Below are 22,830 nucleotides of genomic sequence, written 5' to 3'. Positions count from 1 at the left end.
GATGCGCTCGCCGTCGGGTGAGACGCTCGCGGTGCTGCGCAGCGTGTCGTCGCCTTCCAGCACGACCGTCGGCTCATCCTGCGCCGGCGACCACGACAGGACCCGCGTCGCGCCCTGCGAGCCGCCGCGATCGAGGTAGTAGAAGGTGCCGTCGAGCGGGGAGTCGGGGTTGTTCTCCTTCTCCGGCGGGGTTTCGGCGGTGGTGCTCTCGCTCGTCGACGGCACGCTCACACCGCTGCTGCCGTTGTCGGGAACGGGCCCGGTGCCGCCTTCGGGGAGCCCTGCGACCGCGAAGGCGCCGCCGACCCCGCCGACGGCCACCGCGAAGGCCGTGACCGCGCCCGCGGCCGCCCGCCGGATCCCGATGCCGCGCGAACGCGCGAGGACCTTGGCGTGCAGGAGGGTGAGGGCCTTGGAGCTCTGGCTCTTGATGGCGCCCTCCGTGCAGCCGAGCAGGTCGGCGGTCTCGGCCACGCTGCGGTCCTCGTAGAAGCGCAGGACCAGCACGGCGCGCTGCCGGGCCGTCAGGCGCATCAGCGCCTCCCACACCGCGATGCGGCGGACGGCGTCCTCGGCGGCGTCGTGGCCCGAGACGGGCGGTTCGGGCGGCTCACCGGTGTGGTGCTCCTTGAGCCGGCGGCGCCGCCACGAACGGTGGGTGCGGGCGAGCGCCGACTGCACCAGATCCTCGGCGAGGAACTGGTCGCCGGTCAGGAGGAAGGCGGTGCGCATGAGCGCGGGCGTGCGCGTGCGGACGAACTCCTCGAACTGGGCGGCGGGGAGGTCGGTCTCCATCCGGGGTCCTTCCTGTGGTCTGCCCGGGTTGACGCCGGTGGCGAGTTTTCGGTTGCCCCAACGGACGAACATCGCGAAGCGGTCACAATCGCCGCGCGTTCGAGCCCGGTGAGGCGCCGTCTTTGCGTACAGGGGTCATGCTGCATCCGTGAGCATGTATCCCTGTCCCCAGTGCGGAGCGCCGTCGGGCCCCGAGGGCTGCGCCGTGTGCGGACGCGGGCCCGAACCCCTGCTGACGGAATTGTCGGGTGTCGACGCGAGTCTGCGGCAGACCGCGCAGTCGCTGTCGCGGCTGCGGGAGCAGACGCGGTCGGCGGAGGAGACGCAGATGCTGCTCACGGCGAAGCGCGCGCGGATCCTCGCGCGGCTGGGCGAGCGGGAGCGGCAGTTGCGGAGCGCCCCGCCGCCGCAGGCCGTCGCGCCGCCGACGCCGGTGGCCGCTCCCCCGCCCGCCGCCACGCCGTCGTGGGACCGGCCGCAGGCTCCGCGCCCGCCGGCGCCGAGCCCGTACCGGCCGCCCGTCGCGCCGCCTTACGCGCCGGCGCCGGCGCCCGTGCCCCCGGCGCCCGCGCGGCGCCCGGAGACCTCCGGCCGGCTCGTGCAGAACACGCTGCTCATCCTCGGCGGGATCCTCGCCGCCGCCGCGGCGATCAGCTTCACCACGGTGGCGTGGGTGACCTTCGGCGTCGGGGGCCGCGCGGCGATCCTGGGCACCATCACCGTCATCGCGCTGGCGGTCCCCTTCGTGCTCAAGAAGCGCGGTCTGTCGGCGACCGCCGAGACGGTCAGCGCCGTCGGTCTGCTGCTGGTGGTCCTCGACGGCGTGGCGCTGTGGCTCCTGGGGCTCGTCGACGACGTCGACGCCGGCGTGTTCGTCGCCGGGACGTCCATCGCGGCGGCCGTGTTCGGCCTGCTCTACCACCGGCTGAGCGCGCTCATGGTGCCGCTGTACGCCGTCCCGGTCCTCGGCCTGTTCGCCGCGCTCGTCGCGTTGGGGCAGTCGGCGACGAACATCGGCCTGGTCCTGCTGTGCGCGGTGACCTTGCTGGCCGCGACCGCCGCCGTGTCGGGCCGCGACAAGGTCGCCGCGACGATCTCGGCGGGCCTGGCCGCCGCCTCGGTCATCGGGACCGTCGCCTACCTGACCGCCCACCACGCGCCCGACCTGCTGGTCCTCCCGGCGCTGGCGACGATCGTGGTCACCGGCGTGGCCCGCCGACTCCCGAACGCCTACCGGCTCGGTCCGCTGCTCGTCGGCGCGGCCGCCACCGTCGTGGTGCTCCTGATGGTGTTCCTGCAGGGTGCCGCCACCGTCGCCCTCGCGCTGAAGTCGACGCCGTGGAGTTCGCCCGCCGACCCCTCGGCGCCGGCGAACCTGTGGCAGGTGCCGCTGATCTTCGCGCTGCTGGGGCTGGCCGAGTTCGCCGCGCCGAAGCACCGCCTCCGCCGGACCGCCGCCGTCCTGGCCGCGACGCTGGTCCTGGTCACCGCGCCCGGCGCGCTGGGTCTCGGCTGGCGGGTCGCGGTCCCCGTGCTGATCGCGGCGGCCGTCGCCGGTGCCTTCAGCGCGCGGTCGGGGTCTCGCGACGACTCCGCGACGCTTCTGGCCGCGTCGGGCGCCGTCTTCCTGCTCGCCGTCGGCATGTCCCTCGCCGACCGCCTCGCCACCGCGGCCGCGCTGACGAGCGTGGTCATCGTCGGAGGGCTGCTCCACCTGCTCCGCAAGGGCTCGGCCCACGCGGCCCCGGCCGCGATCGGCCTCGCCGCAGCGACGTGGGCACTGCCCGGCGCTCTCGTCGTCTGGGCGCACCTGCTCGGCACGCCCCCCGTCTACCTCGCCGGTCTCGGCCTCACCGCCGCGGCGGCCTGCGCGCTGGCCGCCTCGCTGTGGACACCGACAACCGGCGGGCTGTCCTGGCTGTTCCCCGTGGGCGCCGCCGCCGGTCTGCTCACCAGCGCCGGGTTCATCGGCAACGAGCTGGACGGCACGGAGACGTACGTGGCGATCGGCTGCGTGCCGCTCGCGCTCGTCCTGGTCGCCCGTGCCATCGAGGCGAGCCAGACCCGCGAGCAGAACGAGACGGCACGCCGGATCGCCGCCGCCGCCGCGGTCCTGCTGATCATCGCGACACTGACGACGGTCGCCTACCGCCTCACCCCCGGCTTCGAGAGCCTCGTCGCCGTGGCGCTGGCCGGGATCGCCGGACTCTGCGTCGCCCGCCTGCCCGGACACCTGCGGGCCGGTCCCGGCATCGGCGCCGCCATCGCCGGCGGTATCGCCGCCGGGGTCTCGGCGGTCATCGCGATCGCGGCGGCCGCGGCCTCGGCCGGCGCGTCCTTCCCCGTCTGGACGGTCGGACCGAACGCGTGGACCTCGGCCGCCGAAGACGTGCGCTGGCTCGGCTGGCAGCCGCCGGTCGTGCTGCTGATCGCCGCGATCGCCGCCGTGGCGCTGCTGCGCGGCCGGACGCGGCACCACCTCGTGCTCGCCTGCGCGAGCTTCGCCCTGCTCTCGGCGCCGGTCGCGTGGCAGCTCGGCTGGCCGACCACCCCGATCCTCGCGACGGCCGCAGCGGTCGGCCTCGGCGTCCTGGCCGCCGTCAAGGGACCGGAGGCGCCGACCCGCCTCGGCGTCGGCATCGCCTTCGCCCTCTACGCGCTGGTCACGTCACTGGCCACGCCCCTGGCGACCCTGGCCGCGACGGGCGCGATCGCCGCGGCGTGCCTGCTCGTCGCCGGCATCGCCTCCGGCGGCAGGCAACCGGTCACCGGCGGGATCGCCACCGCCGCCGGACTGCTGATCCTCCCCGCGGTCGCGATCTCGGCGGTCGCCGTCATCACCGACCCCGACCTGCCCGGCGGTCCCCTGCCCGAACGCGTCGGGCTGCTCGCCGCGATGGGCGCCGCCAGCCTCGGCCTGCTCGTCGCCGTGCTCCTGCGCGTCGGCGGCTCCCGGAACCTCCCCTACGCCACGGTCGCCGTGCCCGTCGCCGCCACCATCACCGCCCTGACCAGCTTCGCCACCGACGAACCGACCCGCGTCCACACCGCCCTGGCGGCCCTCATCGGTATCGCCGCGGCCCTCCTGCAACTGCCCGACAAGACCGCCGCGCGCTGGCGAACGGCCCTGTCGGTGCCGGCGCTCACCGTCTCGGCCGTCGCCGTCAGCCCCGTCGTCCTGGCACCCCTCGTCCTGCCCTACAGCTGGCTCACCGCCGCGTGGAGCCGCGTCCCGGCCTCGACCGTCGACGGCCTCTACGCCGGTCACGCCGACCCGCCAGGCGACGTCGCCGACGTCGCCGTCCTGGCCGCCGTCGCCCTCGCCATCCTCCTCGCCGTCCTCGGTCTCGCCGACCGGCGCTGGATGGTCCCCATCGCCATCGGCGGACTCGGCGCGGTCATGCTCGCCGCGCCCGTCGCCCTCGACCTCCCCTGGCCGACCGCGCCCTTCACCGCGCTGGCCATCGCCGTGCTCGCCGCCCTCACCGCCGGATTCGGCCGCGACATCAGGCAGGGCCTGCTCTGTCTCGGCCTCGCCGTGCTCACCGGCGGCCCGGCGCTGGCGGGAGCCCTCGCCACCCGCCCGACGACACTCGCCGCGCTCGCCGTCGCCACCGTCGTCTGCCACATCGTGGCCTTCGCCGGCGCCGACACCGCCCGCCGCGTCACCGGCCAGGTCCTCGGCGGCGCCTTCCTGACCGCCCTGATCATCACCGCTGGCCTCGCCGCCGAGCTGCCGGCCGCGCAGATCGCGCTCGGCGTCCTCGGCGTCGCCCTCGCCCTGCTGGCCACCGCGTCCCTGCTCGCACTGCGCGGCGGACGTCCCCCGCAGGCACTCGCCGCCGAGGTCATGGCGCACGTCAACCTCCTCCCGGCACTCGCCTTCGCCGCGTCGGAGGACAGCGCCCGGCCGCTGGCGACCGTGTTCGCCGTCTACGGCGCGATGCTCGGCCTCTATGCGCTGCGAATGGGGTCGGGCACGCTCCGCCGGGCATACGCGCTGGTCGCGGCCGTCGGCGAGCTCATCGCGTACTGGCTGCTGCTGTCGGCGGCCGACGTGGAGACGGTGGAGGCGTACACGCTTCCCGTGGCGGTGATCGCGCTGGTCGGAGGCGTTCTTGAGCTGCGCAAGCGCCCGCCGCTGCGCAGCTGGGTCGCGCTGGGGCCGGGCCTGCTCACGCTGTTCGCGCCGACGCTGGCGCCGGTGCTCGTGTCGGCAGGCGATCCGCTGCGCCGCCTCGCGCTGGGCGCGGTGGCGCTGCTGGTGCTGCTGGTCGGCGCGAACCGGCGGTGGCAGTCGCCGGTGGTGATCGGCGGGCTGGTGCTGGTGCTGGTCGCGCTGCACGAGCTGGTGCTCATGTGGACGCTGGTCCCGGCGTGGCTGCCGATCGCGGTGGCGGCGGTGCTGCTGCTGGTCGCGGGTGCGACCTTCGAGCAGCGGCGACGGGATTTCCGTCGCCTGAAGGCCGCGGTCGGGGGTATGCGCTAGGCGACGCTCTTGGCGAGGAGGGGGCGCAGCGCGGCGACGATCGGGGCGTCGGCGGGCAGCCAGGGCACGGAGTCGAGTTCGTCGGCGGCGAGCCAGCGCAGTTCCTTGTGCTCGCGCGCCTGCGGGGTCCCGTCACGCAGCGTGGCCGTCCAGACCTTCAGCGTGGCGCGGCCTCCCGCCATGGCCACGTCGCCGCCGATGCGTTCGCCGATCTCGATGGTCACACCGAGCTCCTCGTCGCACTCTCGAGCGAGGGCGTCGAGCTCGGATTCGCCCGGTTCGACCTTCCCACCTGGGAATTCCCAGCGGCCGGCGGCGGCCGGGGGGTCGGAGCGCTCACCGGCGAGCACTCGCCCGTCGAGAATGATCGCCGCACCGACGATGACCTTTTGTGTCGTCACGGCGCTCAACAGTGCCACAAGATCGGCCATTGATCACCGTCCGATGTCGCTTAACGCTCCACTGCTCGGTTGGTCGAGCCTCGTACTTCTGGTCAGTAGTTCGTGCTGGACGCCACATACCGCGATACGGGACGACCGGCCAATCACGATCATCCGGAAAAGACCGAAATGCCTGCGTGGACACCGGACAGGGTGTGCGGCAAGACTCTAGGGACCGATGGTTAAGGCGCGACGGCGGTTCGGACACAACCCGATGAAGGCCCCGCCGCGGAGGTGCCCATGACGCTAGGTGAAAACTTGCTGAAAGACGCACTGGAGCAACTGTCCGGCTGGACCGGCGACACGACCGGCCTGACACGGACCCTGCCGATCGACGAGAGCCAGCACGCCGACCTGACCGAACGCATCAAGGTGTACGCCGACACGCTGGAGCTGCGCCCTTATGTGCGCCGCAACGACGGCACCACCACGGTGTCGGTCCGCAATCCCGACGGCGTGAACGCCAACGACATCGCCTTCGCCGCGCGCGTCGAGGACGCCTACCGCACGATGGCGCACATCACCGACGCCGAGGACGCCACCGCTCGTAACTCGTGGCGGCTGACGACGTGGTGGAGCAGGCGGCGCAGCGCGACCGGTTAGCACCGCACCGACCGCTGAAGTCCCTCGACACCGGCGCCCGCGGCGAACCACAATTCCCTGTGAGCAGGAACCGGACCACCGTGCGGGGTCGCCTCGCCGGACTCCGGCGGCTCGCACGCGGCCGGGCCTTGGGCACGCCGCGCCCGGTCGCCACCGCCGTGTCGCTCGTGCTGATCGCCGCCGCCTACTACCTCGCCGCCCGCGTCGGGCTGGGCCTCGAACTCGTCGGCGGCCAGGTCACTCCACTGTGGCCGCCCACGGGCGTCGCCGTCGGCTGCCTCCTCCGCTTCGGCGTGTCCCGCTGACGCTGCTGTTCGCGGTGTTCCCGTTCCTCATCTGGGCCGCCCTGCGCTTCCAGCAGATCCTCGCCGCACCCTGCGCCCTGCTCGCCTCGGTCATCGCCGTCTACGGCGCCGTGCGGCAGCTGGGGCCCCTCGCCGACCACGATCTGCTGGGGAACATGGTCACGCTCCAGATCTTCAATGCCACGGCGGCGCTGACGGCCCTGCTGCCGGCCGCCGTCACCGCAGAGCGGGATCAGGCTCATCGCGATGTGCAGCGGGCATACCAACAGCTCGCGAGGGTCGTCGCGTCTCTGCGCGCACAGCCGTGACCAGCGAGATCAGCACGAGCCCGGCGCCGAGCCAGACCGCGGCCCGCACCCCCGAGGCGTCGGCGGCCAGGCCCCCGAGCAGCGCCCCGCCGCCGATGGCGAGGTTGAACACCGAGGTGACCATCGCCGACACCTTCTCCCGCGCATCGGGCGCCTTGGAGAACAACCACACCTGCGTTCCGACGGACACACCCCCGTATGCGACACCCCACGCGATGAGCAGCGCGGTCGCCCCTGCGGGACCCCGCACGAGCAGCGGCACGACGGCGAGCACGGTCGCGAGCGAGGCGGCGATGGCCAGCAGCGTCGCGGCCGGTGCCTTCGGCGCGCGGATGCCGACGAGGAAGTTCCCGGCCACGCCGGCGACCCCGTAGACCAGCAGCAGGGCGCTGATCGCGCCCGGGGTCAGGCCGCCGACCTGTTCGAGCAGCGGCCGCACGTAGGTATAGGCGGCGAAGTGGCCGGCGACGAGGGCGGCGAGGACCACCAGGCCGACGCGCAGGCCGGTCGCCGATCCGACGCGCGCCCCGCCGCGGCCCTCCGAAGGCAGCGACGGCAGGACGGCCGCCATGACCGCCGCGACGAGGAGCGCGAGCGCCCCGCCGCCGGCGAAGGCCGCGCGCCAGCCCGCGAGGCCGCCGATCCAGGTCCCGAGCGGGACCCCGGCGACCGAGGCGATGGCGATGCCGCTCATGACGGTGGCGTTGGCGCGGGCGGCGATCTTGCCGGTCGCGAGCCTCCCGGCGACGGTCAGCGAGATCGCCCAGACGCCGCCGATGCCGACGCCGATGAGCACGCGGGAGGCCAGCAGGACCGGGAAGTTGGAGGCGGCGGCGGACACGAAGTTCGCGGCGGCCAGCAGAACCATCAGCCCCATGAGGACATGCCGACGGTCGAGGCGGCCGATGACGCGCGTGATGATGGGGGCCGCGACCGCGGCGACGAGACCCGGAACTGTCATGGTGAGACCGGCGGTGCCTTCGCTCACGTCGAGGTCGGCGGCTAGGGGTGTGAGCAGGCCGATGGGCAGCATCTCGCTGGTCACGACGGTGAAGGTGCCTGCGGTGGCGGCCAGGATGGCCGGCCAGACGGCGGTACGAGAGGACATGGGCCAAGACTCGGCCGTTGGAGGTTGTGGATCAACGACGGAGTGCTCATCCTTGGATTAGGCAGGCTAATCGACAGGAGGAACATGGAGATCCGTGAGCTGGAATGCTTCCTGGTGCTGTCGGAGGAACTCCACTTCGGGCGCACCGGCGAGCGACTCTACGTCTCCCAAGGCCGCGTGTCCCAGCTCCTGCGCTCGCTGGAGGGCCGGATCGGCGCGCGACTGGTCGAGCGGACCAGCCGGCGGGTGCGGCTGACGCCCCTGGGCGAGCGCTTCCGGGAGTCGCTGCGGCCGGCCTACGACGCCCTCAACAACGCGGTGTGCGTCGCAAGGGCCGAGGCGCGGGGCGTGGACGGTGTGCTGCGGCTGGGGTTCCTGGGCGGGCTGAGCGAGCGGCTGGCGTCGACGATCGGGCGCTTCTCGGCGCGGCATCCCGACTGCGAGGTGGACGCCGTCGAGGTGCCGATGTTCGACCCGTTCGGGCCGGTGCGACGGGGCGAGGTCGACGCGGCCGTGGTGCTGCTGCCGGTCCGCGAGGCCGATCTGACGCTGGGGCCGGTCTTCTCGCGCGAGCCGCAGCGGCTGCTGGTCTCGACGCGCCATCCGCTGGCGCGGCGCCAATCGGTGAGCGCGGCCGACCTCGCGGCCTGCGATGCCATCAGCGTCGCCGCGCCCGCGCCGGACTACTGGTCGCGTTTCCCGTGGCCGCCGGAGACGGCGTGGAGCGGCCCGCGCGTGCGGACGCTCCAGGAAGGGCTGGCGGCCGTCGCGGCGAACCGGGGCGCCATGATCATGTGCCGGCTGACGGCCGAGTACAACCGGCGCGGCGACGTCGCGGTGGTCCCCATCGAGGACCTGCCGGACTCGACGCTGGGGCTGGTGTGGCGGCGCGACGGCGAGACCGAGCGGGTGCGCGCCTTCGCCGAGGCGCTTGCCGAGGCGGGATGAGGCCCCGGAGCGAGGGCTCCGGGGCCTGGGGTTCGGGTCTTCGGGGTTCAGGCCGCCGGGACGAAGACCGGGTCGACCCAGTAGCTGCTGTCGCGCCAGGTGCCGGTGATCTGGTCGCCGTTGCCGTCGTAGCGGTAGATGTAGCGGTAGGTGCTGTTGTGGGCGGTCAGCGGGCCGACGGTGAGGGGGCCGTCGGTGAAGTAGTCGTAGGTGTAGGCGTAGACGCCGCCGAAGGCCGTGTAGGTGACGGTGTACTCGACGCCGGGCTCGACGTCGAAGGGGTAGCTGAGCGCGACGGTCTGCCAGCCGTAGTCGGTCTCCTCCTCGGGGGACAGGAACTCGTTGGCGCCCAGGCTCGGGGTGGCCGTCGGGTTCACCGCGACCCAGCGGTCGCCGGCGGCGCGCTCGTTGCCGTCGGCCTTGTAGAAGCGGATCGCGGTGATGGTGCCGGGGACGTCGACGGTGAAGACCGTCGAGAGGTTGAGCGCGTCGGTGTCGAAGTCGGCGACGCTGTGGGCCGGGGTCTGGTCGCCCCAGAGCTGGTGCGAGGCCGGGTCGGCGGCCGCCGGAGTCGCACCCACCGCGACCAGCGCGGTCGCCGCGACCAGCGCGGTGAGCAGGGACGATGCGGACCTGGTTCGGTTTCGAAGCAACGACATGAGGGGAAGATTAGGGACCGTCCACTGTGGATTGATACGGGCGTTCGGCCGTTGCCCGTCCGTCCTTTGTGGGGTATTGGACGGCCGCTTCAGTCCCGCCGGGTCAGCTCCTTGGCCGCCTCGGTGAAGCGCGCCAGGTCGGCGAGCGTGAAGGCCTCGACCCCTTGCCCCGCCGCGAGTTGCTCGACCCGCCGCAGCGTCGCCGCGCTCAACCGCGCCTCAAGCTCGATGCGCAGGTCACCCTCGACCCGGACGAGCCGGACGACCGCACCGTTCGAACCGGGCGTGCCGGCCCCCTCGACCATTTGGAGGCAGCCCTGTTCGTTGTCACCGAGCCGAAGCGGCTCGCCACAGTCGTCCACATCGGATGGTGCGTCCTCGCCGAAGCCCTCGACCGTGACCCGCACCTTGTCGCGCGTCCCGTCACTGCCCACGCCGCTGAACTCGCACCACTTCGCGGCGTCGGAGGTCTGGCGTTCCAGGACCGGTTCGGCGGTGGCGTAGATCGCCCCCGAGGACGCCTTGGCGGCGAAGTCGGCGCAGTCGACGGCCACCGAGTCCGGCCCCCCGAAAACCTTGAAGCCCGCCACCACCCCACCCGCCAGGACCAGGCCCACCAGGGCGATGACCTTGAGCAGAAACCTCAGGTCGGCGCGACTCATGAGCGGTCCTCCCGGTTGCGGTTACCCCGGCCGGGATCCGTTGCGCGGCCGACCGTTCGGCGTGCGCCAAGCTACTTGGTGCGAGGGCCCGACGGCAAGCCAGGGCGGGGTGGGCGGAGCCAGGTGGCGAGGTCGGCGAAGTCGGCGGCGGTGAGGGCCCGGCGGGCGTCGACGCGATGCAGGAGCGCCAGGCCGGGATGGTGGACGGCGACCCAGCGGCGGTCGGCGACGGTGATCTCGTCGTCCACCCACACGAAGGGCCGGCCGGCGGCCCAGTCGACGAGGACCGGAGTCTTCCAGTGGAGCGGGTCCGATGCGTCGGCATCCGGCGCATCCGGCCAGATCACCACCGGCGCGGGCGGCAGACCCAAGCGCGGGGCGACGTGCTCGTTCGCTTCGTGCGTCCAGCTCGTCGCCCACACGAGTTCGCAGTCCAGCGCGGCCAGACGCGGACCGAGCGCCGGGTCGAGCCGGGAGAGGAGCGGATTGGCGTCGTCGGCGGCGCCGAAGGTCGGATAGCCGTCGGGACGCACGTCCCGCCCCGCGCCGAAGGGAATGAGCGGACCGTCGACGTCGAGGAACAGGAGAGGGCGGGGCATCAGAGCAGTATCCCGACCGCCTGCCGTGGTACGCCCGCGTCTCCCTCTAACCGAACAGACTCGCCAGCCCCACCCCGGCCGCCGCGAGGAAGGCCGGAACCGCCATCGCCGCCAGCACCACCACCGCGCAGCCGCCCTGCGACGACTTCGGCGAGTTCATCTCGTCGCGCTTCTTGTTGTAGAGCTTCACGGCGGGGTCGTTCTCGTCGTGGTAGTCGCCCTCGGCGTAGTTGACCATCTTCGCGATGCACAGCGCGCACAGCCGTCCAGAACCGTCCACCCGCTCGCCGCACCCGTTACAGGCCGCCATCGCACCTCCTCGAGATCCCGATTTGCCGAAGAGTATCGAAGTATAAGGTCTACTGTCCTCTTTGGACTGAGTGCGCTTTCCGGGTCCCTTTCACCGCACCGCCGGCCGCTGATGCGTCGCCCAGTACTCCGCCGCCGTGATCCCCAGCAGCACCACGTCGTAGTAGTCGCCGGCGAAGTACTCGTGCTCGCGAAGCCACCCCTCCTCCGTGAAGCCCAGCCCTCGGTACAGGGCGAGCGAAGCGTCGTTGAAGGAGTAGACCTCCACCTCGCACTTGTTGAAGCGCTGCTCGGCGAACATGTAGGCGAGGACGAGTTCGGTCGCCTCCGCCGCATACCCCTTGCGGCGATGGTCACGGCTGATCACGACCCCCGTCTTGAACCGCCCCGCCCGCACGTCGGTCTCCCCCACCGTCACCGACCCCGCGAAAGATTCGTCCTCTATGGACTCGACCACCAGGCGAAAGGCCTCACCCCCAGGCGCCCGCCCAGCCCGCTCAGCCGTCCAGGACTGAAAACTCTCCGGCGAGCGAGGAGGCTCCACCGTGTCGGCGTTGCGAACGTCGACACTGTCCACCGCGAGGTCGCGAAAGCCCTGCCAGTCATCACTTTCGACCCCACGCAAGCGGATCTTCGCACCAGTCCACATGTCGCTCATGCAACCGCCACTTCAATGTCGGGGCGGGCCGAGTCGTCGGCCCGGAGATCAACTCCGACGGATGCTAGTGGCGGGTGGAAGGGGACGCGACTTGTTTCCGCATCGATGGATGCGTCGGCCAGACCGTCAGTCGTCGTGATCCGCCTGCGGGCCCGGCCAAGTCCGCCAGCACTTCCGGCGGAGCGACGACCGGAACGTCGTGCTCACCCATCCTTGAGCGTGCCCTTCGATGTGGAAGCGAGTCTTCAGGAACGGGTCGGACGCCCACGGCTCCTTCAGATCGGGCGCGTTCGTTCCGGGGCCCTCGTCCGTGGCGCGCATTGGGCCGTCCCGGTTCCACTGCCCGTCTTCGAAGTGCAGGTTGGCCTCCGCCGTATCCACATCCTCGTAGGGCGAGATCCGGTCGAACCCAGCCGGATTGGGACGGCGAGGGTTGAACTTCTTCGCCGGCCGCGCGAGAGGCGTCGCCACCCCCTCAGCCGGCGATCCGCCGACCCCGCCGGCGCTCGATCTCGGCAAGGTAGGAACCGAACTCGTCGGCGAACCCCGAGATTCACCCCGACATGGTGGGACACCAGTAGTGGGAACGGGCAGAGGCTGCTTGGGAGACACGAAGAAGGGCCCCGCCACCACCGCGAGACCCCTCCCCACAAGCACCTGCGCGCCGGACGACCGGCGCCGGCACCCCTACACGTTGAACCGAAACTCCACCACGTCCCCGTCCCGCATCACGTACTCCTTGCCCTCCATGCGCACCTTCCCCCGCGACTTCGCCTCGGCCATCGACCCGGCGTCGATCAGCTCGTCGTAGGACACGATCTCCGCCTTGATGAACCCGCGCTGGAAGTCGGTGTGGATCTCCCCCGCGGCCTCCGGCGCGGTGGCGCCCTGCCGGATCGTCCAGGCCCGCGTCTCCTTGGGCCCGGCCGTCAGATACGTCTGCAACCCCAGCGTGTGGAAGCCGATGCGGGCGAGCTGGTCGAGGCCGGGCTCGCTCTGCCCGGTCGACTGCAGCAGCTCCAGCGCGTCCTCGGGGTCGAGGTCGACCAGCTCGGACTCGATCTTGGCGTCCAGGAACACCGCGTCGGCGGGGGCGACCATGGCCCTCAGCGAGTCCAGCAGCTCCTCGTTGCCCAGCTGCGACTCGTCGACGTTGAACACGTAGAGGAACGGCTTGGCGGTCAACAGGTGCAGCTCTCGCACGGCTTCGAGGTCCAGCCCGGCCGAGAACACGGTGCGTCCCTCGTTGAGGATCTCGCGCGCGTTCTTGATCGCCGCCAGCCTCGCCTGGAGCTCCTTGTCGTTGCCCTTGACGCGGGCTTCCTTCTCCAGCCGCGGCAGCGCCTTGTCGATCGTCTGGATGTCGGCGAGGATCAGCTCGGTGTTAATGGTCTCGATGTCGTCGGCGGGTGAGACACGGCCGTCGACGTGCGTGACGTTGTCGTCGGCGAAGACGCGCACGACCTGGCAGATCGCATTGGCCTCGCGGATGTGGGCGAGGAACTGGTTCCCCTTCCCCAGCCCTTCCGACGCGCCGCGCACGAGCCCGGCGATGTCGACGAAGGTGACCGTCGCGGGCAGGATCTTCGCCGAACCGTGCACCTCGGCGAGCTTCGCCAGTCGCGGATCGGGCACGCCGACGACGCCGGTGTTGGGCTCGATGGTGGCGAAGGGGTAGTTCGCCGCCAGAATGTCCGAGCGGGTCAACGCGTTGAACAGGGTGCTCTTGCCGACGTTGGGCAGGCCCACGATGCCGATGGTGAGTTTCACCCGGCCATTGTCCCCGGAGCGCCACTATGACGCCCACCACGGGGTCAGGGTGTGCCCGGTTGCATTGATGCGCCAGGATGGGGGGCCACAACCGAGACCCACAGCACACCCCTACCCCTAAACCCCGCATGGGAGGGCCCAATGCGGCACATCCTCAGTCTCATCTACGGCCTGTTCGGCGCCTTGGCGGCCTGGCTGGCCGCCGCGATCGGCGCCAACGCCTTCTTGTTCCACGCCATGGAAGCGGCGGGAGCGCCCCTCCCGGACGGCACGTGGGCGAAGACGAAGCTCATCGGATACGCGGGCGTCGCCCTCGCCGGCGTGATCCTCGGCTTCCTGGCCACCCTGCGGCTGTCCCCGGCAGGACCGATCCTCGCCGCCGTCATCCTCATCGGCGGCCAGGTGATCTTCGAGTACAAGGCCTCCTGGCTGGAGTTCAAGGCGCTCACCGACGGGCTCAAGCTCGACCCGTCCGCCCTGACGCTCCCGTCGGCCACGTACGCGCCGGTCATCGTCGCGGCGATCCTGCTGACGGCGGCCTTCAGCTTCTCCCGCTGGCGTAACCCGAAGGCCGTCACGGCCGACAACACCGGCTACGCGCCGACGGAGGCCCCGCTCGGCTCCGCCGCGCTGAACGACTCCTTCGGCCAGCAGCCCATCGACCCCTTCGCCCCCGCCGCGCCCACCTACGAGCCGGCCCCGGCGGCGCCCGCCCAGCCGTCGATGTACGTCGACGACGGCGAAGGCGCCACCACGCAGCTCCCGTCGAGCAATCCGCACCAGCAGAAGCCGCCGCCCCCTCCTTACGGCTCCTGAGACGACGGCGAAGGCCCGGTACATCGCGTACCGGGCCTTCGTTCGCGTCAGTAGCGGTAGTGCTCCGGCTTGTACGGGCCGGCGACGTCGATGCCCAGGTACGAGGCCTGGTCACCGGTCAGTTCGGTGAGGTGGACGCCGAGGGCGTCGAGGTGCAGGCGGGCGACCTTCTCGTCGAGCTGCTTGGGCAGCGTGTACACGCCGATCGGGTACTCGTCGGTCTTGGCGAACAGCTCGATCTGCGCCAGCACCTGGTTGGCGAAACTGTTGCTCATCACGAAGCTGGGGTGGCCGGTGGCGTTGCCCAGGTTCAGCAGGCGCCCCTCCGACAGGATGATGATCTTGTGGCCGTCGTCGAAGGTCCACACGTCGACCTGCGGCTTGATGTTGTCCTTGACGACGTCCTTGCGGGCGATCAGCCCGGCCATGTCGATCTCGTTGTCGAAGTGGCCGATGTTGCCCACGATCGCCTGGTGCTTCATCCGGCCCATGTGCTCGGCGGTGATGACGTCCTTGCAACCGGTCGCGGTCACGAAGATGTCGGCGGTCTCGACGACGTCCTCCAGCGTGGCGACCTGGTACCCGTCCATCGCGGCCTGGAGTGCGCAGATCGGGTCGATCTCGGTGACGATGACCCGCGCGCCCTGGCCCCGCAGCGACTCCGCGCAGCCCTTGCCGACGTCGCCGTAGCCGCACACGACGGCCGTCTTGCCGCCGATGAGCACGTCGGTGGCGCGGTTGATGCCGTCGATGAGCGAGTGGCGGCAGCCGTACTTGTTGTCGAACTTGCTCTTGGTCACCGAGTCGTTGACGTTGATCGCCGGGAAGCGCAGCGAACCGTCGCGCTGCATCTCGTACAGGCGGTGCACGCCGGTGGTCGTCTCCTCGGTGACGCCCTTGATCGAGTCGGCCATGCGGGAGAAGCGCTGCCCGTCCTCCTTGAGCGAACGGTTCAGCAGCGTCAGGATGACCGTGAACTCCTCGCTGTCGGCCGTCGACGGGTCCGGCGCGGCGCCGGCCTTCTCGTACTCGGCGCCCTTGTGCACCAGCAGGGTGGCGTCCCCGCCGTCGTCGAGGATCATGTTGAGCTCCTCGGCACCCCAGTCGAGCGCGCGCTCGGTGCACCACCAGTACTCTTCCAGCGTCTCGCCCTTCCAGGCGAAGACCGGCACACCCCGCGGCTCGTCCGGGGTGCCTTCGGGGCCGACGGCGATGGCCGCGGCGGCGTGGTCCTGGGTCGAGAAGATGTTGCAGCTCGCCCAGCGCACGCGGGCCCCGAGCGCCACCAGCGTCTCGATCAGCACGGCGGTCTGGACGGTCATGTGCAGCGAGCCGGTGATCCGCGCGCCCGCGAGGGGCTGGGTCTCGGCGAACTCCCGCCGGACGGCCATCAGGCCGGGCATCTCGTGCTCGGCGAGGGTGATCTCCTTGCGGCCGAACTCGGCGAGCGAGAGATCGGCGACCTTGAAGTCGGCGGCCGAATCCGTGGAAGGCGTGGTCTGCGGCAACGTACTCGTCATGCCCGCATGATACGCAAGCGTGATCCTATGGGGCCATTGCGCGGCACCGCGCGTGCTCCGCGCATCACATTGGGGAGCCGCTCGCGACACCGGGCGACGCGCGGCGCCGGGGAGGGGCCCGCGGGAGGCCCTCCCCGGCGCCATGCCGGGTGTCGGGATACCGGCCCTAGCCGAAGTTGAGGTCGGCGCACTGGTAGAAGGCGTTGCCCGTGTCGTTGATCGTCCACACGGAGTACAGCATGTGCCGGCCGGAGAGGTTGGGCAGCGTTACCGCGTGCGAGACCGAGGACGGCGGCTGCGCGCCACCGTAGGAGACGGTCTTGATCGGCGTGAGGTTGAGCGCCGACCTGGTCAGCTTGGCCGTCTGGTTCCAGCCCGGCTTGGTGACGTAGTACTTGAAGTCGGTCGTCGAGTGGGCCGCGGTGAGCGTCCACCGCACGTTGTACGTGGCGCCGCGGGTGACGTTGTTCGCCGGCCACGCGCCGCCGCGCTGGTCGTTGAGCTGGTCGAACTGGCCAAGGCCCGCACTGCAGAGCTTGGTGTCGGCCGGTCCGCCGCCGGGGAAGCCCTTGGGGCCTTCGACGCTCTGCGGCTCCCACTGGATCGGGCCGCAGTTGCTGACCTGGCCGAGCTTGCAGAAGTAGGCGCGGCTCGTGGGGGACGTGGTGTAGCCGTGAGCGTAGGCGCCGCTGCCGCTGACGAGAAGCAGCATGAGCGAGGCGACGAGACTCGCGCCGAAGCCGACGAGTACACGGAGCGTTCTTCGACTTAACATGTCGGATCCTTTCGGTGACCTGCCGTTTAAAGAAAGCTTCCTTAGCGTAGGGCAAAATCGGACTTACGGTCTAGACACAGTTAAGTCACCGCATGACTACTGGGAGCGCCTCAAATGACCACAGAGAGGACGGGTGCACAGAAGTGAGCCGTGCTGGGGTGTGAGCATGGCGAGAAATGCGGCCGACGCCGAGAGCGCCGCCCGATCCCGCAAAACGTTGCAACCGAGGCCGTGAGCAGGCGGAACATACGTACGGGGCGGTTGGTGAGCCGGCGGACGAACCGCTCGACTTTCCCAACCGCCCCGTACTCCCCCCGGTTTGGTTCCCCCGCGCGTGACTCGGACTCTCGTCGCGATGACGCTGCGTACCTAGATAGTTACACTCGGACGATCGGCCGTCAAGTGGAAAGCCGAAAAGATCCAGAAATTCTGCGTTTGGCCCATATCAGGGCAAACGGCAGCGAAAAGTGCGTGACTGTGTTACCGGAACTCGCCGGAGGCGGTGAAGGAGTTTCGGGGTCAGGCGGTGGAAGCCTGGAACAGCTCGCCGAAGCCCGTCGCCACAACGGAATCGGCGGCGTCGGCGGCGACGAAGGCCGCCTGCCCGGGCAGCAGCGTCAGCGGCTGCACCCCGTCGTCCAGCCGGACCTGGCCCGACCAGCACAGCAGGATCCGCGGCCCGCCGTTGCGCAGGACCACCTTGTCGCGAAGACCGCCGACGCTCGCGTGCGACAGCCTGAACTCCGGCATCGGCGTCTGCCACTCACGCACACCCGGCGCCACCTGCACCGCCACGACGCGCGGCTCGGCGAGCGACTCGTAGCGCAGCACGCGCAGCAGTTCGGGCACGTCGACGTGCTTGGCGGTCAGTCCGCCGCGCAGGACGTTGTCGCTGGCGGCCATCAGCTCGACGCCGACCCCGCGCAGGTAGGCGTGGGCGTTGCCGGCCGGCATGTAGATCGCCTCGCCGGGCTGGAGGATGACGTGGTTGAGCAGCAGCGCGAGGAGCACGCCGATGTCGCCCGGGTACGCCTTGCCCAGCGAGGCGGCCATGGCGTAGGTCGCTCCCCCGGGGCCTTCCCCGGCGAGCTGGGCGCATTCGGCGACGACCTGGTCGAGCAGCGGCCCGCGCAGGGTTTCCGGGACGGTCATCACGGTCGTCACGGCCTCGCGCAGCGCCTGCGAGGGGTCGTCCTGGCGGAGCAGGTCGACCGTGCCCGCCAGCGCCGAGACGTTGAGCCGGGACAGCAGCTCGGCCGACTCGGCCGGGTCGCGGAAGCCGCAGAGGCACTCGTACTCCGAGACCGCGCAGAGCAGTTCGGGCTTGTGGAAGGGATCGACGTAGTTGCGCACGGTCGCGTCGACCGGCACGCCCTCCGACTCCTCGTCGTCGAAGCCCGCGCGGGCCTGCGCCGCGTCCGGGTGCGCCTGGATCGACAGGGGTGCCTCGGCGGCCAGAACCTTGAGCAGGAAGGGCAGGCGAACACCGAAGCGCTGCACGTTCGCGGCGCCGAGGACCCGCTCGGGGTCCTCGGCGATCACGTCGATGAGCGTGCGGCCGTCCTCCACAGTGGACGGATCACCGGGGTGCGCACCCATCCAGAGCTCGGCCTCCGGCCCCTCGGTGGGGATCCGGCGCCCTTGCACCGCGGCGATCGCGGTGTGCGAGCCCCAGGCGTACGGTCTGATCGGGTTGCGCAGCAGTTCCACGGTTCTCTCGTCCTTCGGCGAACGTCGGCCGGTGCGGCGGACTACTTGGCGGCGGCGTCCGCCCGGTCGATGTCGGGTTCGAGGTAGATGACGCACGCGATCGGCACGGCCGCGCGCACCCGCGCCTCGGCCTTGTCGATACCGCGGGCGATGTCGGCCGCGGTCTCGTCGTGCCGCACGGCGATCTTCGCGGCGACCATCAGTTCCTCGGGTCCCAGGTGCAGGGTCTTCATGTGGATGATGTGGTCGACCTCGTCGCCGACCAGGGCCTTCTCGATCGCCCGGACGTGCTCTTCGGTGGCCGACTCGCCCAGCAGGAGGCTCTTGGTCTCCAGCGCCAGAATGATCGCCACGATGACCAGCAGCACGCCGATCGCGACGGTGAAGATGCCGTCGTAGATGCCGTCACCGGTCAGCAGCGTCAGACCGACGCCGAGCAGGGCGAGGAAGAGACCGACCAGCGCGGCGAGGTCCTCCAGCAGGACGACCGGAAGCTCGGGGGCCTTGGCGTTGCGGACGAAGGACTTCCAGGAGGCCTTGCCGCGCACGGCGTTGGACTCCACGATCGCGGTGCGAAACGAGTACGTCTCCAGCCCGATGGCGATGCCGAGCACCACCAGCGGCACCCACCACCACTTCGACGTGAGGAGATCGTTGGGGTGGCCTTCGAGCGTCTCGTGGATCTTGTGATAGCCCTCGTAGCAGGCGAAGAGGCCACCGACGCTGAAGAGCACGATCGACACGATGAACGCGTAGATGTAGCGCTCGCGGCCGTAGCCGAAGGGGTGCTGGGGGGTCGCCTCGCGGGCGGCGCGCTTGCCGCCGAGCAGCAGCAGGGCCTGGTTGCCGGAGTCGGCGACCGAGTGAATGCCCTCGGCCAGCATCGACGAGGATCCGGTCAGACCGTAGGCGATGAACTTGGTGACCGCGATCCCCGCGTTCGCACCGAGTGCGGCCACGATGGCCTTGGTGCCGCCGCTTGCGCTCACGTGCTGTCCTCCATGACGTTGCTCAGTTCCTTCATCTCCGACACGGCGGGCACCGACATCGGGTCGAGCCCGTGCGCGAGCGCCAGGTACACCGACGCGAAGTCGGGCACGGCGATCAGCGACGCGAGCCGCTCAAGGGCAGAGGCGCCCTCGGCGTTGACGACGTCGCATCGTACGCCACGCCGTCCGGTCAGCTCGACCACCGCGTCGGCCCGCTTGGAGTCCTTGGGCGTGCCCGACTCGTCGCCGTCGAGGCCGTCGTCGCGCAGGAGGAGGATACGCATCCGGGTCGACTCCGGCTCGTCGCCGGGATCGGCGAAGATGTCGCGGTCCTGCTCGGCGAGGGTGCCGAACACTCCGTCGAGGAGGCCGACCCGGCCGCGTCCGGCCTCGCCGAGCTCACCGGCGACGACGGGGTAGCGGGCGTTGGCGGCGAGCATGTCGCCGAAGCGGCGGGCGGCCACGCCCGCGAGCGGAGAGGAACCCCACACGACCGGGATGGAGTTGGCCAGGTCGAGGGCGAGGGACTTCGCCGGGTTGACGAAGGCCTCGGCGTCGGGCTTGCAGCGCTCGGCGTCGGCGTCGAGGCGCGCGGCGGTCTCGGCGATGTCGGCCTCGTTGAGGCGGATCAGGCCGAAGGACTTGGCGGCCATGAGGACGGGGATCGTCAGCGCCCACAGGCTCATGCGGGCCGGAGCCCGGCGCGGGACCGGGATGTAGGGCGCGCGGGCGCGCTCGGCGACCGCCTGGAGCTCGGTGTCGGGGGCCCCGATGGCGACCAGGCGCGCACCGCGCCGGGCGGCGGCCTCGGCGGCCGCGAGGGCCTCGGGGCTGCGTCCGGACGCGGAGACGGCGATGACCACGTCGGCGGCGCCGACCCAGCCGGGGATGCCGGCGCTGCGGTGCGCGACTACCGGGACGGGCGCGCGCGGTCCGGCCACTGTGGACAGGATGTCGCCGGTGCGGGCGGCGGTGCCGACACCCGCGACGACGACCGCGCGGGGGCGGCCCTCGTCGGCCAGCGAGACCAGGTTCGCCTCGGACGCCAAGGCGGCGGCCTCACGAAGCTGCGGGCCCGCCGAGGCGACCGCGCGCAGCGCCCCGCCGGGGTCGCCGGCGGCGATGGCCTCGGCTGAGCCGAGCCGGTCCTCGTCGACCCGGCACTGGCCGGTCACTCCCGCGGTGCCGTCGTCCATGCGCTTGTTCACGCTTCGTCTCCGGAGGTCTTGGGGCCGGACACGGCCTCGTCGAGGAGCAGGACCGGGATGCCGTCGCGGATCGGGAAGACCCGCGCGCACTCGGTGCAGGTCAGCGTCTGCGCCTCGCCGTCGTAGGTCAGCGGCGCGTGATGCTCGGCCGGGCAGGCGAGGACCTCGAGAAGTTTCGCGTCGAGTGTCACTGTGGCTCCTTAAACCTGTGGTTCGTGTTCAGCCGCGGACGATGGCGAGGACCGCGTCGCGGAGACGTTCCATGCCCTCGGTCGTCGAGGCTTCGACGTTGAGGCGCAGCAGGGGCTCGGTGTTCGAGGCGCGCAGGTTGGCCCAGGCGCCGTCGGACATGGTGATGGTGAGGCCGTCGAGGTGGTCGAGTTCGGCGTCGGCGAAGGCCTCCTCGACCGCCGCCAGGCGCGCGGCCTGGTCGTCGACGGTGGAGTTGATCTCGCCGGAGGCGACATAGCGCTCGTACTCGGCGGCCAGCTCCGACAGCGGCAGCTCGCTGCGGCCGAGGGCGGCCAGCGTGTGCATCGCGGCGAGCAGGCCGGTGTCGGCGAACCAGAAGTCGCGGAAGTAGTAGTGCGCCGAGTGCTCCCCGCCGAAGATGGCGTTGGTGCGCGCCATCTCGGCCTTGATGAAGGAGTGGCCGACGCGGGTCCGGACGGGCGTGCCGCCGTTCTCGGCGACGATCTCGGGCACCGCGCGCGAGGTGATGAGGTTGTGGATCACCGTGGCGCCCGGATCGCGGGCGAGTTCACGCGTGGCGACCAGGGCGGTGATCGCCGAGGGGGAGACCGGGTCGCCCTTCTCGTCGATGACGAAGCAGCGGTCGGCGTCGCCGTCGAAGGCGAGGCCGATGTCGGCGCCGACCTCGACGACCTTCTTCTGGAGGTCGACGAGGTTCTTCGGCTCCAGCGGGTTGGCCTCGTGGTTGGGGAAGGTCCCGTCGAGCTCGAAGTACATGGGGACGACCCGGACGGGCAGGCCGTCGAAGGCGGTGGGGACCGTGTGGCCGCCCATGCCGTTGCCGGCGTCGACGGCGACGGTGAGCGGGCGGATGCCGTCGAGGTCGACCAGCGAGCGCAGGTGCGCGACGTAGTCGGCGAGGAAGTCCTGCTCGGTGAGGGTGCCCGGCGTATCGGCGGTGGTGGGCTCGGCGCCGTCGAGGATGGCCTGCGCGCGGTCGCGGATGTCGGCGAGGCCGCTGTCGAGGCTGATCGGGCGCGCGCCGGCGAGGCAGGTCTTGATGCCGTTGTACTCGGCGGGGTTGTGGCTGGCGGTGAACATCGCGCCCGGGACGTCGAGTTTCCCGGAGACGAAGTACAGCTCGTCGGTGGAGCAGAGGCCGGCGAAGACCACGTCGAGGCCCGCGCGGGTGATCGCGCCGGCGAAGGCGCGGGCGAGGTCGGGGCCGGTGTCGCGCATGTCGTGGGCGACCGCGACCTTCGTGGCGCCGGTGCCGCGCACGAGGTCGGCGAAGCCCGATCCCAGTGCGGCCGCCGCCGCTTCGTCGAACTGGCCGGGGACGGTGCCCCGGATGTCGTACGCCTTAACGATGCTGGCCAGATCCGGCACTGGTCGCCCCTCCTGTGTCGCGTCGATGACCCCTGACATCCTCCCTTGCCTGGCGGCGAGGGGTGAGCGCGGGTGCCGGTGCCGGCCGCCGGGTGGGCTCCGGGGGCGGGTGTCAGCGCAGGTGGGCGAGGCGAGTCAGCGGTCGTCGACTATCCGCAGATGCCCGCGGCGTCCGGTGTTGGCGTCCCGCGGCGGCGCGGCCGGCTGCGGGGGCTGCGACGCGGGCGGGGCGTGGCGCGGCGCGGGCTGGTCGGGGAAGGGCAGTTCCGGCGGGGTGTCGTCGCGAGGGCGGGCGGCCTCCCGGACGGCCTCGGCGAGCGCGACGAGGTCGTCGGTGCTCGGCTCGGGTGTGGCGTACTCCCCTTCGTGGCGCACCAGATCCCAGCCCAGGGGCGCGGTGAGCCGGGTGGCGTGCGCCTCGCACAGGTCGTACGAATGGGGCTCATCGGAGGTGGAGAGCGGACCGACCACCGCGGTGGAGTCCACATAGATGTACGTCAAGGTGGCGACCGCGGTTTCGCGGCAGCCGTTCCGGGAACACAACCGATGTGACCTCACGGGCCGAACGGTATCGTCCC

General features: G+C 71.4%; 23 protein-coding genes and 1 pseudogene. 6 read left to right on the top strand and 18 right to left on the bottom strand.

What is annotated here, in order from left to right:
* Window positions 1-405: 405 nt before the first annotated feature.
* Window positions 406-795: pseudogene (locus tag AB0I28_RS27105) on the bottom strand (sigma-70 family RNA polymerase sigma factor); the annotation flags it as partial.
* A 148-nt stretch (window positions 796-943) separates the two neighbouring features.
* Here AB0I28_RS27105 and AB0I28_RS27100 point away from each other — a divergent pair.
* Window positions 944-5,284, top strand: a complete 4,341-nt coding sequence (locus AB0I28_RS27100) for a hypothetical protein (protein WP_357497910.1) — start codon at window positions 944-946, stop codon at window positions 5,282-5,284.
* Here AB0I28_RS27100 and AB0I28_RS27095 read toward each other — a convergent pair.
* Window positions 5,281-5,715, bottom strand: coding sequence for a (deoxy)nucleoside triphosphate pyrophosphohydrolase (locus tag AB0I28_RS27095; protein WP_357497908.1), 435 nt, complete (start codon window positions 5,713-5,715; stop codon window positions 5,281-5,283). The genes AB0I28_RS27100 and AB0I28_RS27095 overlap by 4 nt on opposite strands.
* Window positions 5,716-5,982: 267 nt before the next feature.
* Here AB0I28_RS27095 and AB0I28_RS27090 point away from each other — a divergent pair, with 267 nt between their 5' ends.
* From AB0I28_RS27090 to AB0I28_RS27080, 3 genes are read left to right on the top strand one after another with little or no spacing between them, the layout of a single operon-like run.
* Window positions 5,983-6,327: a pterin dehydratase gene (locus AB0I28_RS27090; RefSeq protein WP_357497906.1), complete on the top strand. Its 345-nt coding sequence runs from the start codon at window positions 5,983-5,985 to the stop codon at window positions 6,325-6,327.
* A gap of 59 nt (window positions 6,328-6,386) precedes the next feature.
* The gene (locus tag AB0I28_RS27085; protein ID WP_357497904.1) at window positions 6,387-6,632 is read left to right on the top strand and encodes a hypothetical protein; all 246 of its coding nucleotides are present in this window, start codon (window positions 6,387-6,389) and stop codon (window positions 6,630-6,632) included.
* Window positions 6,575-6,940: an MASE1 domain-containing protein gene (locus tag AB0I28_RS27080; RefSeq protein WP_357497903.1), complete on the top strand. Its 366-nt coding sequence runs from the start codon at window positions 6,575-6,577 to the stop codon at window positions 6,938-6,940. Before AB0I28_RS27085 ends, AB0I28_RS27080 begins: the two co-directional genes overlap by 58 nt.
* Here the strand turns inward: AB0I28_RS27080 and AB0I28_RS27075 are convergent.
* Window positions 6,849-8,048, bottom strand: a complete 1,200-nt coding sequence (locus AB0I28_RS27075) for an MFS transporter (protein ID WP_357497901.1) — start codon at window positions 8,046-8,048, stop codon at window positions 6,849-6,851. The two genes, AB0I28_RS27080 and AB0I28_RS27075, sit on opposite strands and share 92 nt — an antisense overlap.
* Window positions 8,049-8,132: 84 nt before the next feature.
* On the opposite strand from AB0I28_RS27075, the gene AB0I28_RS27070 reads away from it, so the two are divergent.
* Window positions 8,133-8,996: a LysR family transcriptional regulator gene (locus tag AB0I28_RS27070; protein ID WP_357497899.1), complete on the top strand. Its 864-nt coding sequence runs from the start codon at window positions 8,133-8,135 to the stop codon at window positions 8,994-8,996.
* Window positions 8,997-9,043: 47 nt separating this feature from the next.
* On the opposite strand, the gene AB0I28_RS27065 is transcribed toward AB0I28_RS27070, so the two are convergent.
* From AB0I28_RS27065 to ychF, 7 genes are all read right to left on the bottom strand, one after another.
* Window positions 9,044-9,655, bottom strand: a complete 612-nt coding sequence (locus tag AB0I28_RS27065; RefSeq protein ID WP_357497898.1) for a DUF4082 domain-containing protein — start codon at window positions 9,653-9,655, stop codon at window positions 9,044-9,046.
* An 89-nt stretch (window positions 9,656-9,744) separates the two neighbouring features.
* Window positions 9,745-10,317, bottom strand: a complete 573-nt coding sequence (locus AB0I28_RS27060; protein WP_357497896.1) for a hypothetical protein — start codon at window positions 10,315-10,317, stop codon at window positions 9,745-9,747.
* A 71-nt stretch (window positions 10,318-10,388) separates the two neighbouring features.
* A complete protein-coding gene (locus tag AB0I28_RS27055; protein WP_357497895.1) occupies window positions 10,389-10,916 on the bottom strand; it encodes an HAD domain-containing protein in 528 nt (175 codons plus the stop codon).
* 46 nt (window positions 10,917-10,962) lie between these two features.
* Complete coding sequence (locus AB0I28_RS27050) at window positions 10,963-11,226, bottom strand: hypothetical protein (protein WP_357497893.1); 264 nt, start codon at window positions 11,224-11,226, stop codon at window positions 10,963-10,965.
* A 90-nt stretch (window positions 11,227-11,316) separates the two neighbouring features.
* Window positions 11,317-11,874: a GNAT family protein gene (locus tag AB0I28_RS27045; RefSeq protein ID WP_357498265.1), complete on the bottom strand. Its 558-nt coding sequence runs from the start codon at window positions 11,872-11,874 to the stop codon at window positions 11,317-11,319.
* A gap of 135 nt (window positions 11,875-12,009) precedes the next feature.
* Entirely contained in the window at window positions 12,010-12,354 is a 345-nt protein-coding gene (locus AB0I28_RS27040; RefSeq protein WP_357497891.1) for a hypothetical protein, read from the bottom strand.
* A gap of 216 nt (window positions 12,355-12,570) precedes the next feature.
* On the bottom strand, window positions 12,571-13,653 hold the full coding sequence (gene ychF, locus AB0I28_RS27035) for a redox-regulated ATPase YchF (RefSeq protein WP_357497889.1): 1,083 nt from the start codon (window positions 13,651-13,653) through the stop codon (window positions 12,571-12,573).
* Between the two features lie 141 nt (window positions 13,654-13,794).
* Between ychF and AB0I28_RS27030 the strand changes: the two genes are divergently transcribed.
* Window positions 13,795-14,469, top strand: a complete 675-nt coding sequence (locus AB0I28_RS27030) for a hypothetical protein (RefSeq protein WP_357497887.1) — start codon at window positions 13,795-13,797, stop codon at window positions 14,467-14,469.
* Window positions 14,470-14,516: 47 nt separating this feature from the next.
* On the opposite strand, the gene ahcY is transcribed toward AB0I28_RS27030, so the two are convergent.
* The 8 genes from ahcY to AB0I28_RS26990 form a co-directional block, all read right to left on the bottom strand.
* The gene (gene ahcY / locus AB0I28_RS27025; RefSeq protein WP_357497885.1) at window positions 14,517-15,989 is read right to left on the bottom strand and encodes an adenosylhomocysteinase; all 1,473 of its coding nucleotides are present in this window, start codon (window positions 15,987-15,989) and stop codon (window positions 14,517-14,519) included.
* 166 nt (window positions 15,990-16,155) lie between these two features.
* Entirely contained in the window at window positions 16,156-16,764 is a 609-nt protein-coding gene (locus tag AB0I28_RS27020; protein ID WP_357497883.1) for a lytic polysaccharide monooxygenase auxiliary activity family 9 protein, read from the bottom strand.
* Window positions 16,765-17,283: 519 nt separating this feature from the next.
* Complete coding sequence (gene manA / locus AB0I28_RS27015; protein ID WP_357497881.1) at window positions 17,284-18,474, bottom strand: mannose-6-phosphate isomerase, class I; 1,191 nt, start codon at window positions 18,472-18,474, stop codon at window positions 17,284-17,286.
* Between the two features lie 41 nt (window positions 18,475-18,515).
* Entirely contained in the window at window positions 18,516-19,463 is a 948-nt protein-coding gene (locus AB0I28_RS27010) for a cation diffusion facilitator family transporter (RefSeq protein ID WP_357497879.1), read from the bottom strand.
* Window positions 19,460-20,659: an SIS domain-containing protein gene (locus AB0I28_RS27005; protein ID WP_357498263.1), complete on the bottom strand. Its 1,200-nt coding sequence runs from the start codon at window positions 20,657-20,659 to the stop codon at window positions 19,460-19,462. The genes AB0I28_RS27010 and AB0I28_RS27005 overlap by 4 nt, the downstream gene beginning before the upstream one ends.
* A gap of 8 nt (window positions 20,660-20,667) precedes the next feature.
* Window positions 20,668-20,862: a Trm112 family protein gene (locus AB0I28_RS27000; protein ID WP_357497877.1), complete on the bottom strand. Its 195-nt coding sequence runs from the start codon at window positions 20,860-20,862 to the stop codon at window positions 20,668-20,670.
* Between the two features lie 28 nt (window positions 20,863-20,890).
* Window positions 20,891-22,252, bottom strand: a complete 1,362-nt coding sequence (locus tag AB0I28_RS26995) for a phosphomannomutase/phosphoglucomutase (RefSeq protein WP_357497875.1) — start codon at window positions 22,250-22,252, stop codon at window positions 20,891-20,893.
* Between the two features lie 135 nt (window positions 22,253-22,387).
* Window positions 22,388-22,810, bottom strand: a complete 423-nt coding sequence (locus AB0I28_RS26990) for a DUF3499 domain-containing protein (RefSeq protein ID WP_357497873.1) — start codon at window positions 22,808-22,810, stop codon at window positions 22,388-22,390.
* Between the last annotated feature and the right edge of the window lie 20 nt (window positions 22,811-22,830).

The organism is Phytomonospora sp. NPDC050363, assembly GCF_040655735.1.
Classification (GTDB): domain Bacteria; phylum Actinomycetota; class Actinomycetes; order Mycobacteriales; family Micromonosporaceae; genus Phytomonospora.
Note: the sequence above shows the minus strand (reverse complement) of the source record. Positions and strands in the feature narration are given on the sequence as shown.